Origin of the sequence: Pseudomonas sp. FP1740 (assembly GCF_030687165.1) — a bacterium.
Lineage (GTDB): Bacteria > Pseudomonadota > Gammaproteobacteria > Pseudomonadales > Pseudomonadaceae > Aquipseudomonas.
Genome location: NZ_CP117461.1, coordinates 5,376,810 through 5,395,437, shown reverse-complemented (window position 1 = coordinate 5,395,437; position 18,628 = coordinate 5,376,810). Strand labels below are relative to the sequence as shown.

Sequence of the window (18,628 nt, the reverse complement as noted above, 5' to 3'; positions counted from 1 at the left end):
CCTCTAACAAAATGGAACGGGCTGCCTTACTTGAGTGCGGCCGCGTAGATATCTGGCTTGAAGCCAATCAGGGTTCTGTCACCGAGATCGAGCACCGGGCGCTTGATCATCGAGGGTTGTGCGAGCATCAGTTCGATGGCTTTCGGCTGGTCGAGATCGGCTTTGCGTTCGTCGTCGAGCTTGCGAAAGGTCGTGCCTGCACGGTTCAACACCACTTGCCAGCCGTGCTCCTCGCACCATTGGGTCAGGTGTTCACGGTCGATTCCGACCGCTTTGTAATCATGGAAGTCATAGCCGACAGCGTGTTCATCGAGCCAGGTGCGCGCCTTTTTCATGGTGTCGCAGGCTTTGATGCCGAAAAGGTGCAACGTTTTGCTTGAAACGGTCAAGGAATTGCCCCCTTTGCAGGTGCTGAAAATAAAAGGTGACGGATTATGCCATGACCGGACGGTTTCGCGTCGGCTGTGGTCGGGTTTGTCTTTTTGTCTTGGCAATCCACTGTTCTATACGACACAGGTGCAACGGTCAGCCTGCAGTCTAAGCCGCTAATATGGCACTTCAATGCTGTCGATTGCTCGTGAACCGCGCTTTATGCGCGATTTTGAGTGTACGGCCGTTTGCCCACAGCTTTGAGTAGCTGACGAGCGAGCGCTTGCGTCGAGACCTGATGGTTGAAGCAGCGTTGGCTGGGTTTTTATTGACGGTGTGGATGAAGTATAAGGCTCTATAATGTGTGGCTTTATATTGACTGTCAGAGGCAGCTTATCCACCCCTGACAGTGTTTAGGTTTATCTCCCGCTGTAAATTTCTGTCATCAGCTTTACGTCGTTTGCAGATAAGCGATTGTTACGCGCTATCGCTACACCGTCGAGAGTAAGTTCAGCCTGGATAGGGTAGTGCATGATTGAGGTGCGGTCATAAGGCGATGTTCGGGTTTTTGGTTTTTCCAGTTTTTTTAACAGGTTGGAATAGATCTCCTCTCTTGACCATTTTTGTGTTCGGCTCATGAATTCGTAAACGGCAGTTTCGTTCCAGTTAATATTGGCATCTGGATGTTGGTGCTCGTGTTTAAGCCCAAGAGCGTGACCAAACTCATGCAGCACGTTACCGAAGAAAATTTGATCTAGTCCTTGCCATTGCAAATTCATGGTCGGTTCATCTTTCGGTACAATCAGTGCGTCAGTGCCAACAACGGACCAATTCCCTGAATGGAAGTCGTCAGATATCCGGATATCACCCTCTGAACCTTCGACGAAAAGGATGCGAACGTCAAAGACGGCAGGTATCCATTGGTGGATTGCTCCTTGTGTGGCCTCGATGAACCAACGGTTGGTGCTCAGAAAAGCGACTTTTAGTGTCCGACCTTTTTTCCAGAATTTGGTGTGGTCGCCTACAGCACGTTTTTGTCGACCTCCCGGTATTGTCTGGGGCGCGTTCGCTAGGTCTTCATTGATTGCCGCATCATAAGAAGCCTGAATATCATCGGGCTCAATGCACTTGCATAAGTTCATGCTTGTCATCCTTGTGAGTGTGTTGTTTGATGTCTCCGTTATTGGAGATGCATTGGTTTGTTTATCTATGTGATTTTGTTTTGGTCTGATGTTTAGATGGGTTTTATAGTGTGTGTTGCTTAGTGTCGTCAATTGGCGAGCGAAAGCGATATGTAAGTTTGTTTTTGTTGGGGGGGGAGGGTGTTGTTGTGTGTGCTGGGTAGGGGGGGTGTTATTAAATGAATGGCTTGGTTGATGCTGCTCCGCACTACATTGCATAGTGCGGAGCTTTTATGAGTTATTTATTGCGTGTAATAAACGCGCGAATTCGCTCTGCGGCTTCAATGCATTCTGCCAACGGTGCAACCAGCGCCATACGTACTCGGCCTGCTCCGGGGTTTGAGCCGTTCACTTCGCGAGACAGGTAAGACCCTGGTACGACCGTCACGTGTTCCTCGGCAAACAGATCCCGGCAGAACACCGCGTCGTCGCCATTTACGTTTGGCCACAGATAGAAACCGCCATCCGGGCGCTGCACATCCATCACCGGGCTGAGGATTTCCAATACCGCATCGTACTTCTCACGGTACAGCGCACGGTTGGCCCGCACATGCACTTCGTCGTTCCACGCGGCAACGCTGGCCAGTTGCGTTTGAACCGGCATCGCACAGCCGTGGTAAGTGCGATACAGCAGGAAACCCTTGAGGATGTCTGCATCGCCGGCCACAAAGCCCGAACGCAGGCCTGGCAGGTTGGAACGCTTGGACAGGCTATGAAACACCACGCAACGCTTGAAATCTTTGCGGCCTAGTTCAACGCAGGCGCTGAGCAGGCCGGGTGGCGGGGTCTGTTCATCGAAGTACAGTTCGCTGTAGCACTCGTCAGCGGCGATCACGAAATCGTATTCGTCGGCCAGGGCGATCAGTTTTTTCAGGGTTTCAACCGGGATCAACGCGCCGGTCGGGTTGCCCGGCGAGCACAGGAACAGGATCTGGCAACGCTTCCAGATGTCTGGCGAAACAGCGTCGAAATCCGGGTTGAAGCCGTTTTCGTCAAGGCATGGCAGGTAATGCGGCTTGGCTCCGGCCAGGAACGCCGCGCCTTCGTAGATCTGATAGAACGGGTTCGGGCTGACCACCAGCGCGTCTTCACCACGGTTGACCACGGTCTGGGTGAATGCGAACAACGCTTCGCGGGTGCCGTTGACCGGCAGCACGTTGCGCGCGGGGTCGAGCCAGCCATTTGGAACGCTGAAACGGCGTTCGCACCATGCGGCGATCGCTTCACGCAGGGCCGGGATGCCGAGGGTGGTTGGGTATACGGCCATCTGATCCAGATTGCTTGCCAGGGCTTCGGCGACAAAGCTTGGCGAGCGATGCTTCGGTTCGCCGATGGACAGCGCGATGGCGCGTTTGTCCGGGTTTGGCGTGACGCTGCCGAGCAGGGCGCGGAGCTTTTCGAACGGATAGGGCTGCAACTGGTTCAGAGCGTTGTTCATGGAGGCCTCGTTCAATGTGGGAGCGGGCCTGTGTGGCGAGGGAGCTTGCTCCCGTTCGACTGCGCAGCAGTCGCAAGCTTTTGGGGTCGCTTCGCGACCCAGCGGGAGCAAGCTCCCTCGCCACACAAGCCCGCTCCCACAGGGGGATGGGTTGATTCAGATGCTGATGCGCGAATGTTTGATATCGGGTTCCTGGTTGACGCTCAGCTGTTTGACGATTGCATCCTGCAAACGGCTGCACAGCAACGGGTCGGACAGCGGCTGATTGTTGGCGTCGGTGATGAAAAACACGTCTTCCACGCGCTCGCCCAAGGTGGCGATCTTGGCGTTCTGCAGCGACAGGTCGAACTCGAGGAAGATCGTGCCGATCCGCGCCAGCAACCCAGGACGGTCGGGTGCGCTGAGTTCCAGCACGGTCACCGGACGCTGGGCATCGTTGTGGATCGTCACCTGTGGCGCAAAGGCAAAATGTTTGAGCTGACGCGGCACCCGACGCTGGATAATCGTTGGATAGTTGTCCGGATTGCGCAGGGCTTCGGTCAGGCCTTCACGAATCTGCTTGACCCGCGCCGGGTTGTCGCCGATCGAGTCGCCATCGGTGTCGAGCACGATATAGGTGTCGAGGGTGAACTGGCTGCTGGAGGTAATGACCCGGGCGTCGTGAATGTTCAGGTTGAGCTGGTCCATCGCCGCCACGGTCACGGCGAAGAAGTCGTGCTGGTCCGGCGCATAAATGAAGATCTGCGTACCGCCCTCGAACTCGCGCTGGGTGGTTTCCTTGATCAGCACCAGCGGGCCGCCGTCGGCCGGCTGCTGCAAGATTGCATCAGTGTGCCAGGCCACGTCGCCGGCGGTGTGACGCAGGAAGTAGTCATCGCCCAGTTGCGCCCACAGCTGCTCGACATCGTCCGGGTCGGTGCCACCGCGTACCAGAATGTCCAGCGCTGCGCTTTGGGTCTGGCGGATCTGCTCTTCGCGATCCACCGGGTTTTCCAGGCCGCGACGCAAGGCGCGCTTGGTCTCGGTGTAGAGCTGGCGCAACAGGCTCGCGCGCCAGGAGTTCCATAGCGTCGGGTTGGTTGCATTGATGTCGGCAACGGTCAGCACGTACAGATAATCGAGGCGGGTTTCATCACCGACAATCTGCGCGAAATCGTGGATCACATGCGGGTCGGACAAGTCCTTGCGCTGGGCGGTGGTCGACATCACCAGGTGATTCTGCACCAGCCAGACAATCAGTCGGCTGTCCCAGATCGGCAACTGGTGGCGTTGGCAAAAGGCTTCTGCATCCACTGCGCCGATTTCCGAGTGATCGCCATGCCGGCCCTTGCCGATGTCGTGGTACAGGCCGGCCAGGTAAATCAACTCCGGCTTGGGCAGTTTGGCCATGAGCTTGCTGGCCAGCGGGAATTTTTCCGACACCTGGGTGTACTGCAACTTACGCAGGTGCTTAATCAGGTTCAGGGTGTGCGCGTCGACCGTATAGATGTGAAACAGGTCGTGCTGCATCTGCCCGACAATAAAGCCGAACTCCGGCAGATAACGCCCAAGGATCCCGTAACGGTTCATCCGCCGCAGGTTGCGGTGGATACCGATCTTGCACTTGAACAATTCGATGAACAGGCTGGTATTGCGAATATCATTGCGGAAGTCGTCGTCGATCAAATGACGGTTCTCGCGCAGCAGGCGGATGGTGTCGGCGCGTACGCCTTTGATCTCCGGCTGCTGGGCCATCAGCACGAAGATTTCGAGCATGGCGAACGGCGTGCGGCGGAACACATTGTTGTTGCGTGCCTCGATGTAGCCGTCGTGCAGCTGGAATCGCGAGTTGATTGGCTGCGGTGGTGCTTCGTCTTCGGGGGCCAGGATCACTTCTTCGAAGTGCTGGATGATCAAGTCGCTGAGCTGGGCAATGCTCATGACCACCCGGTAGTACTGCTGCATGAAGTTTTCGATGGCGTGCTTGGCGTCATTGCCGACGAAACCCAGCAGCCCGGCAATCGTGCGCTGGTGGTCGAACAGCAGACGGTCTTCGGCGCGGCCGGCGAGCATGTGCAGCGCGTAACGCACTTTCCACAGGAATTCCTGGGACGAAGCCAGCAGGGCGTTCTCGCTCTCCACCAGGAAACCTTCGCCGGCCAGGGCCCGCAGATTGAGGGTGCCGTACTCACGACGGGCAACCCACAGAATCGTCTGGATATCCCGCAGGCCACCGGGCGAGCCCTTGACGTTGGGTTCCAGGTTGTACTCGGTGTCGTTGTACTTATGGTGACGGGCTTTCTGTTCGGCGCGCTTGGCCAGGAAAAACTCCTTGCTGGGCCACATGTGTTCTGTGCTGGTCACGTCCAGCATGCGCTGGCGCAGGCGCTCGGGACCGGCAATGGTGCGGCTTTCCATCAGGTTGGTGATCACCGTCAGGTCGGCGCGGGCTTCCTCGGCGCATTCGTCAACCGAGCGAACGCTCTGGCCGACTTCCAGGCCGATGTCCCACAGCAACGTCAGAAAACGCTCGATTGAATCACGGAAAATTTCGTGGTCGGCGCCGTCCAGCAGGATCAGCAGGTCGATGTCGGAGTAGGGGTGCAACTCGCCACGACCGTAGCCGCCGACCGCGACCAGCGCGATGTCGGCTTCGAAGTTCCAGTTGAATTGCTCCCAGGCCTTTTGCAGGATGTTATCGATGAACCAGGCACGATCCTCGATCAAACGGCGAATCTCCCGGCCGCTGCGAAACCGCTCGTCGAGCACCTCGCGGGCCTGACGGATCGCCTTCTTGAAAGCAGCGATAGGGCTTGCCTTCAGGGCCAGTTCAGCCTGGAACTGGCCGCGGTCGAAGAGTTCGGGATCCACCTGCGGCATCGATTGGCTTTCCTTTCTATAAGGCTGGGAACGGCGCGGGCGGGATCAGGCCGAAACGCGCGGGATGGTATCGTCGCTGCGCAGGGTGAAGATCTCGTAGCCGGTATCGGTCACCAGCAGAGTGTGTTCCCATTGCGCCGACAGCTTGCGGTCCTTGGTGATCGCGGTCCAGCCATCGCCCAGCACCTTGGTGTCGGCCTTGCCCTGGTTGATCATCGGCTCGATGGTGAAGGTCATGCCGGCTTTCAGTTCCATGCCGGTGCCGGCGCGGCCGTAGTGCAGGATCTGCGGTTCTTCGTGGAACACCTTGCCGATGCCGTGGCCGCAGAACTCGCGAACCACCGAGAAACCGTTCTTTTCCGCGTGCTTCTGGATCACTTCACCGATATCGCCCAGGCGGCAGCCGGGTTTGACCAGTTCGATGGCCTTGTACATGCATTCCTGCGTCACCTGGGACAGGCGCTCGGCCCAGACCGGCACGGTGCCGACGTGGAACATGCGGCTGGTATCGCCGTGGTAGCCGTCCTTGATCACCGTGACGTCGATGTTCAGCGTGTCGCCATCCTTCAACGGCTTCTCGTTCGGGATGCCGTGGCAGACCACGTGGTTGATCGAGGTGCAGATCGACTTCGGAAAGCCCTTGTAGTTGAGCGGGGCAGGAATGGCTTTCTGCTCGTTGACGATGTAGTCGTGGCAGATGCGGTCCAGCTCTTCGGTGGTAACGCCCGGCTTGACATAATCGGCAATCATTTCCAGCACATCGGCGGCCAATTTGCCGGCGATCCGCATTTTTGCGATGTCCTCTGGGGTTTTGAGGGTGACGGTCATACAGGCTCTCTCTGCGCTCAATGGCGCCTTCTAAAACGAAATGGGCATTGCGCGAACGATCGTCGCGGCCCTGAAAAACGCAATTCTACCAGACGATCAGGGCAAATCTGAGCTTCTGTGCATCGCTTCTCTCTATAGGATGGCGCATTCTTGGGGGATTCCAAGGGCGGTATCAAAAGCATTCGCCAGGTTTTCAGAATGCGGGTTCCGTTTTTTCCGGCCTTGTGATATAAAATGCGCCGCTTTCCGGGGTACCCTGAAAAGCTTAAATCCACACACGTGTCGACACGATGACCTGGGTGCCTTCAGCTGATGCTGCTGGTTGGTCATTGGGATACGTGGAGGCCAAACCCGACTTATTAAGGAACTATCATGTCCCAAGTCAACATGCGCGATATGCTGAAGGCCGGTGTGCACTTCGGTCACCAAACCCGTTACTGGAATCCGAAAATGGGTAAGTACATTTTCGGCGCGCGTAACAAGATTCACATCATCAACCTTGAAAAAACCCTGCCAATGTTCAACGAAGCTCTGACCTTCGTAGAGCGTCTGGCCCAGGGCAAAAACAAGATTCTGTTCGTCGGCACCAAGCGTTCCGCTGGCAAGATCGTTGCTGAAGAAGCAGCACGTTGCGGTTCCCCGTACGTCGATCACCGCTGGTTGGGCGGCATGCTGACCAACTTCAAAACCATCCGTGCTTCCATCAAGCGTCTGCGTGACCTTGAAGTGCAAGCCGAAGACGGTACTTTCGCCAAGCTGACCAAGAAAGAAGCGCTGATGCGCACTCGCGATCTTGAGAAGCTGGATCGTTCCCTGGGTGGTATCAAGGACATGGGCGGTCTGCCAGACGCTCTGTTCGTTATCGACGTTGATCACGAGCGCATCGCGATCACCGAAGCAAACAAGCTGGGTATCCCGGTTATCGGCGTAGTCGATACCAACAGCAGCCCGGAAGGCGTTGACTACATCATCCCAGGCAACGATGACGCAATCCGCGCTATCCAGCTGTACATGGGTTCGATGGCTGACGCTGTTATCCGTGGTCGCAACAATGTTGCTGGCGGCACTGTAGAATTCGTAGCTGAAGAAACTCAGGCTGCAGCTGAGTAATTGACGCCCTGGCGTTGACTCAGTAAGCAAAAAGGGGGCTTGGCCCCCTTTTTGCCACCTCGAAAACCATTTGTCGGCGCCCACTGCTTTATCTGTAACGTGCGGCAGCTAACAAGGGTGGTTCGGGAAGAATTGATCGCCCGTTCGATCGGGTGGAATGGTTGAAAACCTATCCAAGAGGAATTTGAAAATGGCAGAGATTACTGCAGCGTTGGTCAAAGAACTGCGCGAGCGTACCGGCGAAGGCATGATGGACTGCAAAAAGGCCTTGACCAAGGCTGGCGGCGACATCGAAAAAGCCATTGATGACATGCGCGCTTCGGGCGCCATCAAGGCTGCCAAGAAAGCCGGCAACGTTGCCGCTGAAGGCGCAATCGCTCTCAAGGAAGACGGTAAATCCGCCGTTCTGCTGGAAGTGAACTCGCAGACCGACTTCCTGGCTCTGCAGGACGACTTCAAGGCATTTGTTGCTGCCAGCATTGAAAAAGCGTTCGCTGACAAGCTGACCGATGCTGCTCCGCTGATCGAAGCGCGTGAAGCTGATCGTCTGGTTCTGGTTGGCAAGGTTGGCGAAAACGTCAACATTCGTCGCCTGGCTCGCGTTGAAGGCGATGTTGTTGGTGGCTACCTGCACGGCAACAAGATTGGTGTTGCGGTTGTTCTCAAGGGCGGCGACGTTGAGCTGGCCAAAGACATCGCTATGCACGTAGCGGCTACCAACCCTGAATTCCTGCTGCCGTCGGAAGTTTCCGCTGAAGCGATCGAGCGCGAGAAAGGCGTGTTCCTGACCCTCAACGCTGACAAGATTGCCGGCAAGCCAGAAAACATCGTTGAAAACATGGTCAAAGGCCGTATCAGCAAGTTCCTGGCTGAAGCGAGCCTGGTTGAGCAGGCGTTCGTCAAGAACCCTGAGATCAAGGTCGGCGACCTGGCCAAGAAAGCCGGTGCTGAAATCGTTTCTTTCACCTACTTCAAAGTAGGCGAAGGCATCGAGAAGCCAGTAGACAACTTCGCAGAAGAAGTTGCTGCCCAGCTGGCTGCCAGCAAGCAATAAGACGGTTTTTTAACTGTCGCCCTGAAGAGGCTGCCCGCTTACGCGCGCAGCCTCTTTTCAGATGGGGTTGCCAATTTTATTTGGTTTCCTTTTGGAACTGGCTTACAAAGCCATGTTCCGATGGCGCTGAAGCAGCGCCAAGCTAGAGTGAACGCCAGCTGTAAACAGCTCGCAAAGAATTTTTAAAATACGCCGCAGGAGAGATTCGCAATGGCTCAGCAGGGCAGTGGTTATCAGGCTCGCTATAAACGCATTCTACTCAAGCTTAGCGGCGAGGCCCTGATGGGCTCGGAAGAGTTCGGGATCGATCCGAAAGTTCTGGATCGCATGGCACTGGAAGTTGGCCAACTGGTTGGCATCGGTGTTCAGGTCGGTCTGGTGATCGGCGGGGGTAACCTGTTCCGCGGCGCAGCGCTCAGCGCAGCCGGCATGGATCGGGTCACTGGCGACCACATGGGCATGCTGGCCACTGTGATGAACGCCCTTGCGATGCGCGATGCGCTGGAACGTGCCAATATCTCGGCCATCGTGATGTCGGCCATTTCCATGGTTGGCGTGACCGATCACTATGATCGCCGCAAAGCCATGCGCCACCTGAACTCCAAGGAAGTCGTGATTTTCGCGGCCGGTACTGGCAACCCGTTCTTCACTACGGACTCGGCTGCCTGCCTGCGCGCAATCGAAATCGATGCCGATGTGGTGCTCAAGGCAACGAAGGTTGATGGCGTCTACACCGCTGACCCGTTCAAAGACCCGCATGCCGAGAAGTTCGATCATCTGACCTACGATGAAGTGCTGGATCGCAAGCTGGGTGTGATGGATCTGACGGCCATTTGCCTGTGCCGCGACCACAAGATGCCGCTGCGCGTGTTTAATATGAACAAACCCGGTGCCCTGTTGAATATCGTACATGGCGGCGCTGAAGGAACCCTGATCGAGGAAGTTCAACAATGATCAACGAAATCAAGAAAGACGCTAAAGAGCGCATGCAGAAATCCGTAGAATCGCTGGCGCACAACTTCGGGCGTATCCGTACCGGCCAGGCGCACCCAAGCATTCTGGAGGGCGTGATGGTTCCGTACTACGGCGCCGACACTCCGATCAAACAAGTGGCGAACATCACCGTTAAAGACGCCCGTACCCTGCAAGTCGTTGCCTTCGAGCGCAACATGCTGGGCGCGGTCGACAAGGCTATCGGTAGCGCTGGCCTGAATCTCAACCCGACCAACCTGGGTGAGTTGCTGCTGATCTCCATGCCAGCCCTGACCGAAGAAACCCGCCGGGGTTTCACCAAGCAGGCTCGTGATGTCGCTGAGGATGCCCGTGTTGCCGTGCGCAACATCCGTCGCGATGCAAACAGCTCGCTGAAGGACCTGGTCAAGGAAAAGGAAATCAGCGAAGACGAAGAGCGTCGTGCCACTGGCGAGATCGACGATCTGACCAAGAAATTCGTGGCTGAAATCGACGCTAAGTTGGCGGAGAAAGAAAAAGACCTGATGGCCGTATAAGGGTCGAGTTTCAAATGGACAAGACCAAGCAGACTGCGCCGTCCGCGGTGCCGCGCCATGTCGCGATCATCATGGATGGTAATAATCGTTGGGCGAAAAAACGCTTTATGCCGGGTGTCGCCGGGCATAAAGCGGGTGTGGATGCTGTTCGTGCGGTCATCGAGGTGTGTGCGGAGTCCGGGGTTGAGGTATTGACCCTGTTTGCGTTCTCCAGTGAGAACTGGCAACGCCCGGCCGATGAGGTCAGTGCCTTGATGGATCTGTTCTTCAGGGCGCTGCGTCGCGAGGCCAAGCGCCTGAACGACAACAACATCAGTTTGCGCATCATCGGCGACCGTTCGCGTTTTCATCCGGAGCTTCAAGCTGCCATGCGTGAAGCTGAGGCGATGACTGCCGGCGTCAATCGCTTTATCCTGCAGATCGCCGCCAACTACGGTGGTCAGTGGGACATCGCGCAAGCTGCGCAGCGTCTGGCGCGCGAAGTTCAGGCCGGGCATCTGCGTCCTGAAGACATCACTCCCGAGCTGTTGCAAACCTGTCTGGCGACCGGCGATCTGCCGTTGCCGGACTTGTGCATCCGTACCGGTGGCGAGCATCGCATCAGTAACTTCCTGCTGTGGCAACTGGCTTACGCCGAGTTGTACTTCTCCGACCTGTTCTGGCCGGACTTCAAACACGACGCCATGCGCAATGCGCTGGCTGATTTCGCTTCTCGCCAGCGTCGCTTCGGTAAAACGAGCGAGCAGGTCGAGTCTGGAGCCCGGGTTTAATGCTTAAACAACGAATCATCACGGCACTGATTCTGCTGCCGATTGCCCTGTGCGGGTTTTTCCTGCTTGAAGGGTCCGGTTTTGCACTGTTTATCGGGCTGGTGGTGACGCTGGGGGCATGGGAATGGGCGCGTCTGGCGGGTTTCGCTGGCCAGGCGATCCGTGTTGCTTTTGCAGCTGTGGTCGCGCTGATGCTGTTTGTCATGCACATCCTGCCGGGGCTTGCGCCTTGGGTGCTGGGTGCCTCGGTGCTCTGGTGGGGCGTGGCCACCTATCTGGTGCTGACTTATCCACGGTCCAGCGAACACTGGGCCAGCGCTGCCTGCAAGCTGGCGATCGGTTTGTTGATTCTGTTGCCAGCCTGGCAAGGTCTGATCCTGATCAAGCAGGAGCCCTTGGGCAACTGGCTGATCATGGCCGTGATGGTGCTGGTCTGGGGCGCCGATATCGGTGCGTACTTTTCCGGCCGAGCCTTCGGCAAGCGCAAGCTGGCACCACAGGTCAGCCCTGGCAAGAGCTGGGAAGGCGTGTATGGCGGCTTGCTGCTGAGCCTGGTGATCACGGCAATCGTCGGTTTTGCGCGGGACTGGAGTTTCGCTCAGATGCTGATGGGCCTGTTCGGTGCCGCGATCATCGTGTTCATTTCGGTGGTGGGCGACCTCACCGAAAGTATGTTCAAGCGCCAGTCGGGGATCAAGGACAGCAGTAATCTGCTGCCGGGGCACGGCGGTGTGCTGGACCGCATCGACAGTCTGACAGCGGCGATTCCGGTGTTCGCCGTGCTGCTGTGGATGGCGGCATCGTGAGTCGCCCACAACAGATTACCGTGCTGGGGGCGACCGGCTCGATCGGTCTGAGCACTCTGGACGTCATCGCCCGTCACCCCGAACGCTATCAGGTATTCGCCTTGAGCGGTTTCACTCGTTTGAGTGAGCTGCTGGCGCTTTGCGTGCGTCATGCGCCACGTTTCGCGGTCGTGCCGGAATCAGGCGCTGCCCGGGGCTTGCAGGACGAATTGCAGGCGGCTGGCCTGTCGACCCGTGTTCTGGTGGGAGAGGAGGGCTTGTGTCAGATCGCCTCGGATCCAGAAGTCGATGCGGTAATGGCGGCGATCGTCGGGGCGGCGGGTTTGCGTCCGACCCTGGCGGCGGTCGAGGCCGGCAAAAAGATTCTTTTGGCCAATAAAGAAGCGCTGGTGATGTCCGGTGCGCTGTTCATGCAGGCCGTGCGTAAAAGCGGTTCGGTACTGCTGCCGATCGATAGCGAACACAACGCGATTTTCCAGTGCATGCCGCAGGATTTCTCCCGTGGTTTGGGCGCGGTCGGTGTACGGCGGATTTTACTGACAGCCTCTGGTGGCCCGTTCCGGCAGACGCCCCTGGCCGAACTGGCGCATGTTACCCCTGAACAAGCGTGTGCTCACCCGAATTGGTCCATGGGACGCAAGATTTCGGTGGATTCGGCCAGCATGATGAACAAAGGGCTCGAGCTGATCGAGGCCTGCTGGCTGTTCGACGCTACGCCCTCTCAGGTCGAAGTGGTGATTCACCCGCAAAGCGTGATTCATTCGCTGGTCGACTATATCGATGGTTCGGTGCTGGCGCAGTTGGGTAATCCGGATATGCGCACGCCGATTGCCAATGCCCTGGCCTGGCCAGAGCGGATCGACTCGGGTGTTGCGCCGTTGGACCTGTTCGCCATCGCTCGCCTGGATTTCCAGGCACCCGATGAAGAGCGCTTCCCTTGCCTGCGCCTTGCGCGTCAAGCCGCCGAGGCTGGTAACAGCGCGCCGGCCATGCTCAACGCCGCGAATGAGGTGGCTGTGGCGGCCTTTCTCGACGGACGGGTTCGCTATCTGGAAATCGCGAGTATTATCGAGGAAGTATTGAACCTCGAGCCTGTGGTTGCGGTTGATGATCTCGAGGCAGTGTTTACGGCCGATGCGAAAGCACGGGTACTGGCCGGGCAATGGTTGAGTCGTCACGGCCGATAAGTGCTGCAATACGTTGGCCCATGCAGCACCGATAGGATTGCGGAGAAAGTAGATGAGCGCGCTCTATATGATTGTCGGCACCCTGGTAGCGCTGGGCGTGCTGGTCACCTTCCACGAATTCGGCCATTTCTGGGTCGCACGTCGCTGTGGGGTCAAAGTGCTGCGTTTCTCCGTGGGCTTCGGCATGCCGCTGCTGCGCTGGCACGACAGCAAAGGCACTGAATTCGTGGTTGCCGCCATCCCGCTGGGTGGCTACGTGAAAATGCTCGACGAGCGCGAAGGTGAGGTGCCGGCCGATCAGCTCGATCACGCCTTCAATCGCAAGTCCGTCCGTCAGCGCATTGCTATCGTGGCAGCCGGTCCGATTGCCAACTTTCTATTGGCGATGGTGTTTTTCTGGGCATTGGCAATGCTGGGCAGCGAGCAAGTGCGCCCGGTTATTGGCGCGGTCGAATCCGGCAGTATCGCCTCCAGGGCAGGTTTGAGCCCGGGGCAGGAAATTATTGCCATCGATGGCGAGCCCACTTCCGGCTGGGCTGCGGTGAACCTGCAACTGGTCCGCCGCCTGGGCGAGAGCGGTTCCCTGCAAATGCTGGTCCGCGAGCAGGGCTCCACCGTGGATTCGCCTCGTGAGCTGGTGCTGGACAAGTGGCTCAAGGGGGCTAACGAGCCGGATCCCATTCACTCGCTGGGTATTCGCCCCTGGCGTCCGGCATTGCCGCCGGTGCTGGCCGAAATTGATCCAAAAGGGCCAGCAAAGGCCGCGGGTCTGAAGGCCGGTGACCGCCTGTTGGCCCTTGATGGCAAGGCACTGGATGACTGGCAGCAAGTAGTCGACATCGTCCGTTTGCATCCGGATACCAAAATCATGCTGCGCGTTGAGCGCGACGGTGCTCAAATCGACGTCCCTGTGACGCTGGCCGCGCGCGGCGAGAGCAAGGCACCCAGTGGCTATCTTGGCGCAGGGGTGAAAGCGGTCGATTGGCCACCAGAGATGATTCGCGAAGTCAGTTATGGTCCGGTGGCCGCGATTGGGGAGGGTGCCCGACGCACCTGGACCATGAGCGTACTGACCCTCGACTCGCTCAAGAAAATGTTGTTCGGCGAGCTCTCGGTAAAAAACTTGAGTGGACCGATAACCATTGCTAAAGTGGCGGGCGCTTCTGCCCAGTCGGGCATCGCTGATTTCCTGAATTTCCTTGCTTATCTGAGTATTAGCCTGGGTGTTCTGAATTTGCTGCCCATTCCTGTACTGGATGGGGGGCATTTGTTGTTTTATCTGATCGAGTGGGCGCGTGGTCGTCCCTTGTCGGATCGGGTGCAAGGTTGGGGGATACAGATCGGTATCAGTTTGGTGGTCGGGGTGATGTTGCTTGCTCTGGTCAATGATCTGGGTCGACTGTAACGCTTCGCTGAATTGCGAATCTGCCGCATTTTGCGGCAGTTTTTATTGCCAGTTGGAATAAGAAAGGACTTCATGAAACGTCTGCTGCTAACTGCGGTTCTCACCGTATTGATGATCGCCGAAGTTCACGCCGAGTCCTTCACTATCTCTGATATTCGCGTCAATGGCCTCCAGCGGGTCTCCGCGGGTAGTGTCTTTGGTGCCTTGCCGTTGAACGTCGGCGAGCAGGCGGATGATCGTCGCCTGGTGGAATCCACTCGTGCGCTGTTCAAAACCGGGTTCTTTCAAGATATCCAGCTGGGCCGTGAAGGCAACGTCCTGGTCATCACTGTAGTCGAGCGTCCGTCGGTCGCCAGTATCGAGATCGAAGGCAACAAGGCGATCTCCACTGAAGACCTGATGAAGGGCCTCAAACAGTCCGGTCTGGCCGAAGGCGAGATCTTCCAGCGCGCAACCCTCGAAGGTGTGCGTAACGAACTGCAGCGTCAATACGTCGCTCAGGGTCGCTACTCGGCTACCGTCGACACCGAAGTGGTGCCGCAGCCGCGTAACCGCGTTGCCCTGAAGGTCAACATCAACGAAGGCACAGTAGCGGCGATCCAGCACATCAACGTGGTGGGCAACACTGTCTTTCCTGACGAAGACCTGATCGACCTGTTCGAACTCAAGACCAGCAACTGGCTGTCGTTCTTCAAGAACGATGACAAGTACGCCCGTGAAAAACTCTCCGGTGACCTGGAGCGTCTGCGCTCCTATTACCTGGATCGTGGCTATATCAATATGGATATCGCTTCGACCCAGGTGTCCATCACCCCGGACAAGAAACACGTCTATATCACCGTCAACGTCAACGAAGGCGAGAAGTACACCGTTCGTGACGTGAAACTCAGTGGCGACCTGAAAGTGCCTGAAGACCAGGTCAAGTCCCTGCTGCTGGTGCAGAAAGGCCAGGTGTTCTCGCGCAAGCTGATGACCACCACCTCCGAACTGATCACCCGCCGCCTGGGTAACGAGGGTTACACCTTCGCTAACGTCAACGGCGTGCCTCAGCCTCACGATGAAGATCATACGGTCGATATCACGTTCGCTGTCGATCCGGGCAAGCGTGCTTACGTGAATCGCATCAACTTCCGTGGCAACACCAAGTCCGAAGACGAAGTGCTGCGCCGTGAAATGCGTCAGATGGAAGGTGGCTGGGCTTCGACCTACCTGATCGACCAATCCAAGACCCGCCTGGAACGTCTGGGCTTCTTCAAGGAAGTCAACGTTGAAACGCCGGCCGTGCCGGGTGTCGATGATCAGGTTGACGTGAACTACAGCGTTGAAGAGCAGGCGTCCGGTTCGATTACCGCCAGCGTCGGTTTCGCCCAGAGCGCCGGTCTGATCCTTGGTGGTTCGATCACTCAGAACAACTTCCTGGGTACCGGTAACAAGGTCAGCATCGGCTTGACTCGCAGTCAGTATCAAAGCCGTTATAACTTCGGTTATGTCGACCCCTACTGGACAGCTGACGGTGTGAGCCTGGGTTACAACGCTTTCTATCGTACGACCGACTACAAAGACCTCGATGTCAACGTAGCCAGCTACGCCGTAGACAGCCTGGGTGCAGGTGTCAGCGTTGGTTACCCGATCAGCGAGACTTCGCGTCTGACGTTTGGTTTGTCTGCACAACAAGACAAGATCAAGACGGGTCTTTACACCGTCGACGAAATCTTCGACTTCGTTAACAAGGAAGGTGATCAGTACCTCAACTTCAAGGCGTCGGCCGGTTGGTCTGAATCCACCTTGAACAAAGGGGTACTGGCGACCCGTGGTCACTCCCAGAGCTTGACCGCGGAAGCCACGACACCGGGCAGCGACTTGTCGTTCTTCAAGCTCGATTATCGCGGTCAATTGTTCCAGCCGTTGTCTGAAAACTACACCATGCGCCTCCACACCGAGCTGGGTTATGGCGACGGTTATGGTTCGACCGACGGCTTGCCGTTCTATGAAAACTATTACGCCGGTGGTTTCAACTCGGTTCGTGGCTTCAAGGACAGCACTCTGGGGCCTCGTAGTACTCCGAGCCGGGGCGTGAACCCGGGCACCGCAACCGACCCGGACCAGGATCCACTACCGTTTGGTGGTAACGTCCTGATTCAGGGTGGTGTAGAAGTTCTGTTCCCTCTGCCGTTCGTGAAAGATCAGCGTTCCTTGCGCACTTCGGTATTCTGGGATGTGGGTAATGTGTTCGATTCGACTTGCAAGCAGAGCACCAACGCCGATGGTTCCAAGTCCAACACTCAGTGTAACGACGTCAGCCTGAGCAATATGGCCAGTTCGGTGGGTGTCGGTGTGACATGGGTTACCGCCCTTGGTCCGTTGAGCTTCGCCTTGGCGATGCCAGTCAAAAAACCGGACAGCAATGCCGAGACTCAAGTGTTCCAATTCTCCCTCGGCCAGACGTTCTAAGCGTCTGACCCAAGATAATGACAATGGATTTTGTAGGAGTGCATCGTGCGTAAGTTGACTCAATTGGTTCTCCTGGCGACCGTGCTGGTTGCAGGTCCGGCTTTTGCCGACATGAAAATCGCCGTTCTGAACTATCAGATGGCACTGCTGGAATCCGATGCGGCGAAGAAATACGCCGTGGATGCCGAGAAAAAATTCGGCCCACAACTGACCAAGCTCAAGAGCCTGGAAAGCAGCGCCAAGGGTATCCAGGACCGTTTGATGGCCGGTGGCGACAAGATGCAGCAAGGCGAGCGTGAACGTCTGGAGCTCGAGTTCAAGCAAAAGGCCCGTGATTTCCAGTTCCAGTCCAAGGAGCTGAACGAAGCCAAAGCCGTTGCCGACCGTGAAATGCTGAAGCAGCTCAAGCCGAAACTGGACAGCGCTGTGGAAGAAGTCATCAAGAAAGGTGCTTATGACCTGGTCTTCGAGCGTGGCGCAGTGATTGATGTCAAGCCTCAGTACGACATCACTCGCCAGGTTATCGAGCGCATGAATCAGCTGAAGTAACCCATGACAGCGACTATAAAGCTCGGCCAGCTGGCCGAGTTCCTCGGCGCCACCTTACGTGGCGACCCGGAGAAAGAAATTACTGGGCTGGCCACTTTGCAAGAGGCTGGCCCAGCTCAGTTGAGCTTTCTGGCAAATCCTCAATACCGTAAATACCTGGCTGACAGTCAAGCCGCAGCCGTGCTGCTGAAGGCCGCTGACGCTGAAGGTTTTGCCGGTGATGCGTTGGTGGTGGCTGATCCGTATGTGGCTTATGCGCGCATTTCCCATCTGTTCGATCCCAAGCCCAAGGCGCCGGCCGGTATTCATCCGACAGCGGTAGTGGCAGCGGATGCGGTGGTCGATCCGGCGGCGAGCATCGGTGCCTTTGCGGTCATCGAAAGTGCAGCGCGTATTGGCGCCGGTGTGACCGTTGGTGCGCATTGCTTCATCGGTGCGCGCTGCGAAATTGGCGAGGGCGGCTGGTTGGCCCCGCGCGTCACGCTGTATCACGACGTGCGCATCGGCAAACGGGTGGTGATTCAATCCGGTGCCGTGCTAGGTGGTGAAGGCTTCGGTTTTGCCAACGAGAAAGGTGTCTGGCAGAAAATTGCCCAGATCGGCGGCGTCTCGATCGGAGACGACGTGGAAATAGGCGTAAATACCGCTATCGATCGTGGCGCGCTGGCCGATACCGTCATTGGTAATGGTGTGAAGCTCGACAATCAGATTCAGATTGCCCACAACGTCCAGGTTGGTGACCACACGGCCATGGCCGCGTGCGTGGGAATTTCCGGCAGCACCAAAATCGGCAAGCATTGCATGCTCGCCGGTGGCGTAGGGCTGGTGGGGCATATCGACATTTGCGACAACGTTTTCCTGACCGGGATGACCATGGTGACCCACTCGATTACCGAGCCGGGTTCCTATTCTTCCGGTACGGCGATGCAGCCGGCAGCCGAATGGCGCAAAAGCGCGGCACGTATCCGTCAGCTCGATGACATCGCGCGTCGTCTGCGACAGCTGGAAAAGCGTGTAGGGGACGTGACCCCTGACGGTAATGCTTCATCAGATGGCTGATACCATTTCCATATCAAGTGTGCACAGCCGCTAGACTGCCTCCCTTGATTTGCT

Annotated in this window: 16 protein-coding genes; 11 read left to right on the top strand and 5 right to left on the bottom strand. The window is 57.2% G+C overall.

The window, feature by feature from the left end:
* Positions 1-26: 26 nt before the first annotated feature.
* The 5 genes from PSH69_RS24150 to map all read right to left on the bottom strand — a co-directional run bounded on the left by PSH69_RS24150 (position 27) and on the right by map (position 6,675).
* Positions 27-335, bottom strand: a complete 309-nt coding sequence (locus PSH69_RS24150) for an arsenate reductase (protein ID WP_230139376.1) — start codon at positions 333-335, stop codon at positions 27-29.
* Positions 336-788: 453 nt separating this feature from the next.
* Positions 789-1,511, bottom strand: coding sequence for a M12 family metallopeptidase (locus PSH69_RS24145; protein ID WP_305410040.1), 723 nt, complete (start codon positions 1,509-1,511; stop codon positions 789-791).
* A 277-nt stretch (positions 1,512-1,788) separates the two neighbouring features.
* Complete coding sequence (gene dapC, locus PSH69_RS24140; RefSeq protein ID WP_305410039.1) at positions 1,789-2,988, bottom strand: succinyldiaminopimelate transaminase; 1,200 nt, start codon at positions 2,986-2,988, stop codon at positions 1,789-1,791.
* A gap of 156 nt (positions 2,989-3,144) precedes the next feature.
* Positions 3,145-5,847: a [protein-PII] uridylyltransferase gene (locus PSH69_RS24135; protein ID WP_305410038.1), complete on the bottom strand. Its 2,703-nt coding sequence runs from the start codon at positions 5,845-5,847 to the stop codon at positions 3,145-3,147.
* A gap of 45 nt (positions 5,848-5,892) precedes the next feature.
* On the bottom strand, positions 5,893-6,675 hold the full coding sequence (gene map / locus PSH69_RS24130; RefSeq protein ID WP_018927020.1) for a type I methionyl aminopeptidase: 783 nt from the start codon (positions 6,673-6,675) through the stop codon (positions 5,893-5,895).
* A 372-nt stretch (positions 6,676-7,047) separates the two neighbouring features.
* Here map and rpsB point away from each other — a divergent pair, with 372 nt between their 5' ends.
* The 11 genes from rpsB (at position 7,048) to lpxD (ending at position 18,574) form a co-directional block, all read left to right on the top strand.
* Positions 7,048-7,785 (top strand): 30S ribosomal protein S2, encoded by a 738-nt coding sequence (gene rpsB, locus PSH69_RS24125; protein ID WP_018927019.1) that lies wholly within the window; start codon positions 7,048-7,050, stop codon positions 7,783-7,785.
* A gap of 190 nt (positions 7,786-7,975) precedes the next feature.
* Positions 7,976-8,839: a translation elongation factor Ts gene (gene tsf, locus PSH69_RS24120; protein WP_018927018.1), complete on the top strand. Its 864-nt coding sequence runs from the start codon at positions 7,976-7,978 to the stop codon at positions 8,837-8,839.
* A 210-nt stretch (positions 8,840-9,049) separates the two neighbouring features.
* Entirely contained in the window at positions 9,050-9,793 is a 744-nt protein-coding gene (pyrH, locus tag PSH69_RS24115) for a UMP kinase (RefSeq protein WP_003198235.1), read from the top strand.
* A complete protein-coding gene (gene frr / locus PSH69_RS24110; protein WP_007940501.1) occupies positions 9,790-10,347 on the top strand; it encodes a ribosome recycling factor in 558 nt (185 codons plus the stop codon). The genes pyrH and frr overlap by 4 nt, the downstream gene beginning before the upstream one ends.
* 14 nt (positions 10,348-10,361) lie before the next feature.
* Positions 10,362-11,117, top strand: coding sequence for a polyprenyl diphosphate synthase (uppS, locus tag PSH69_RS24105; protein ID WP_018927017.1), 756 nt, complete (start codon positions 10,362-10,364; stop codon positions 11,115-11,117).
* Positions 11,117-11,923 carry a phosphatidate cytidylyltransferase gene (locus PSH69_RS24100; protein ID WP_018927016.1) on the top strand — a complete coding sequence of 269 codons (807 nt, stop codon included), beginning with the start codon at positions 11,117-11,119 and terminating at the stop codon, positions 11,921-11,923. The genes uppS and PSH69_RS24100 overlap by 1 nt, the downstream gene beginning before the upstream one ends.
* Complete coding sequence (gene ispC / locus PSH69_RS24095) at positions 11,920-13,110, top strand: 1-deoxy-D-xylulose-5-phosphate reductoisomerase (protein WP_305410037.1); 1,191 nt, start codon at positions 11,920-11,922, stop codon at positions 13,108-13,110. The genes PSH69_RS24100 and ispC overlap by 4 nt, the downstream gene beginning before the upstream one ends.
* Positions 13,111-13,162: 52 nt before the next feature.
* Positions 13,163-14,515: a sigma E protease regulator RseP gene (gene rseP / locus PSH69_RS24090; protein WP_305410036.1), complete on the top strand. Its 1,353-nt coding sequence runs from the start codon at positions 13,163-13,165 to the stop codon at positions 14,513-14,515.
* A 72-nt stretch (positions 14,516-14,587) separates the two neighbouring features.
* Positions 14,588-16,966 (top strand): outer membrane protein assembly factor BamA, encoded by a 2,379-nt coding sequence (gene bamA, locus PSH69_RS24085; RefSeq protein WP_305410035.1) that lies wholly within the window; start codon positions 14,588-14,590, stop codon positions 16,964-16,966.
* 45 nt (positions 16,967-17,011) lie between these two features.
* The gene (locus PSH69_RS24080; RefSeq protein ID WP_007940508.1) at positions 17,012-17,515 is read left to right on the top strand and encodes an OmpH family outer membrane protein; all 504 of its coding nucleotides are present in this window, start codon (positions 17,012-17,014) and stop codon (positions 17,513-17,515) included.
* 3 nt (positions 17,516-17,518) lie between these two features.
* Entirely contained in the window at positions 17,519-18,574 is a 1,056-nt protein-coding gene (gene lpxD, locus PSH69_RS24075) for a UDP-3-O-(3-hydroxymyristoyl)glucosamine N-acyltransferase (protein WP_305410034.1), read from the top strand.
* Positions 18,575-18,628 lie beyond the last annotated feature (54 nt).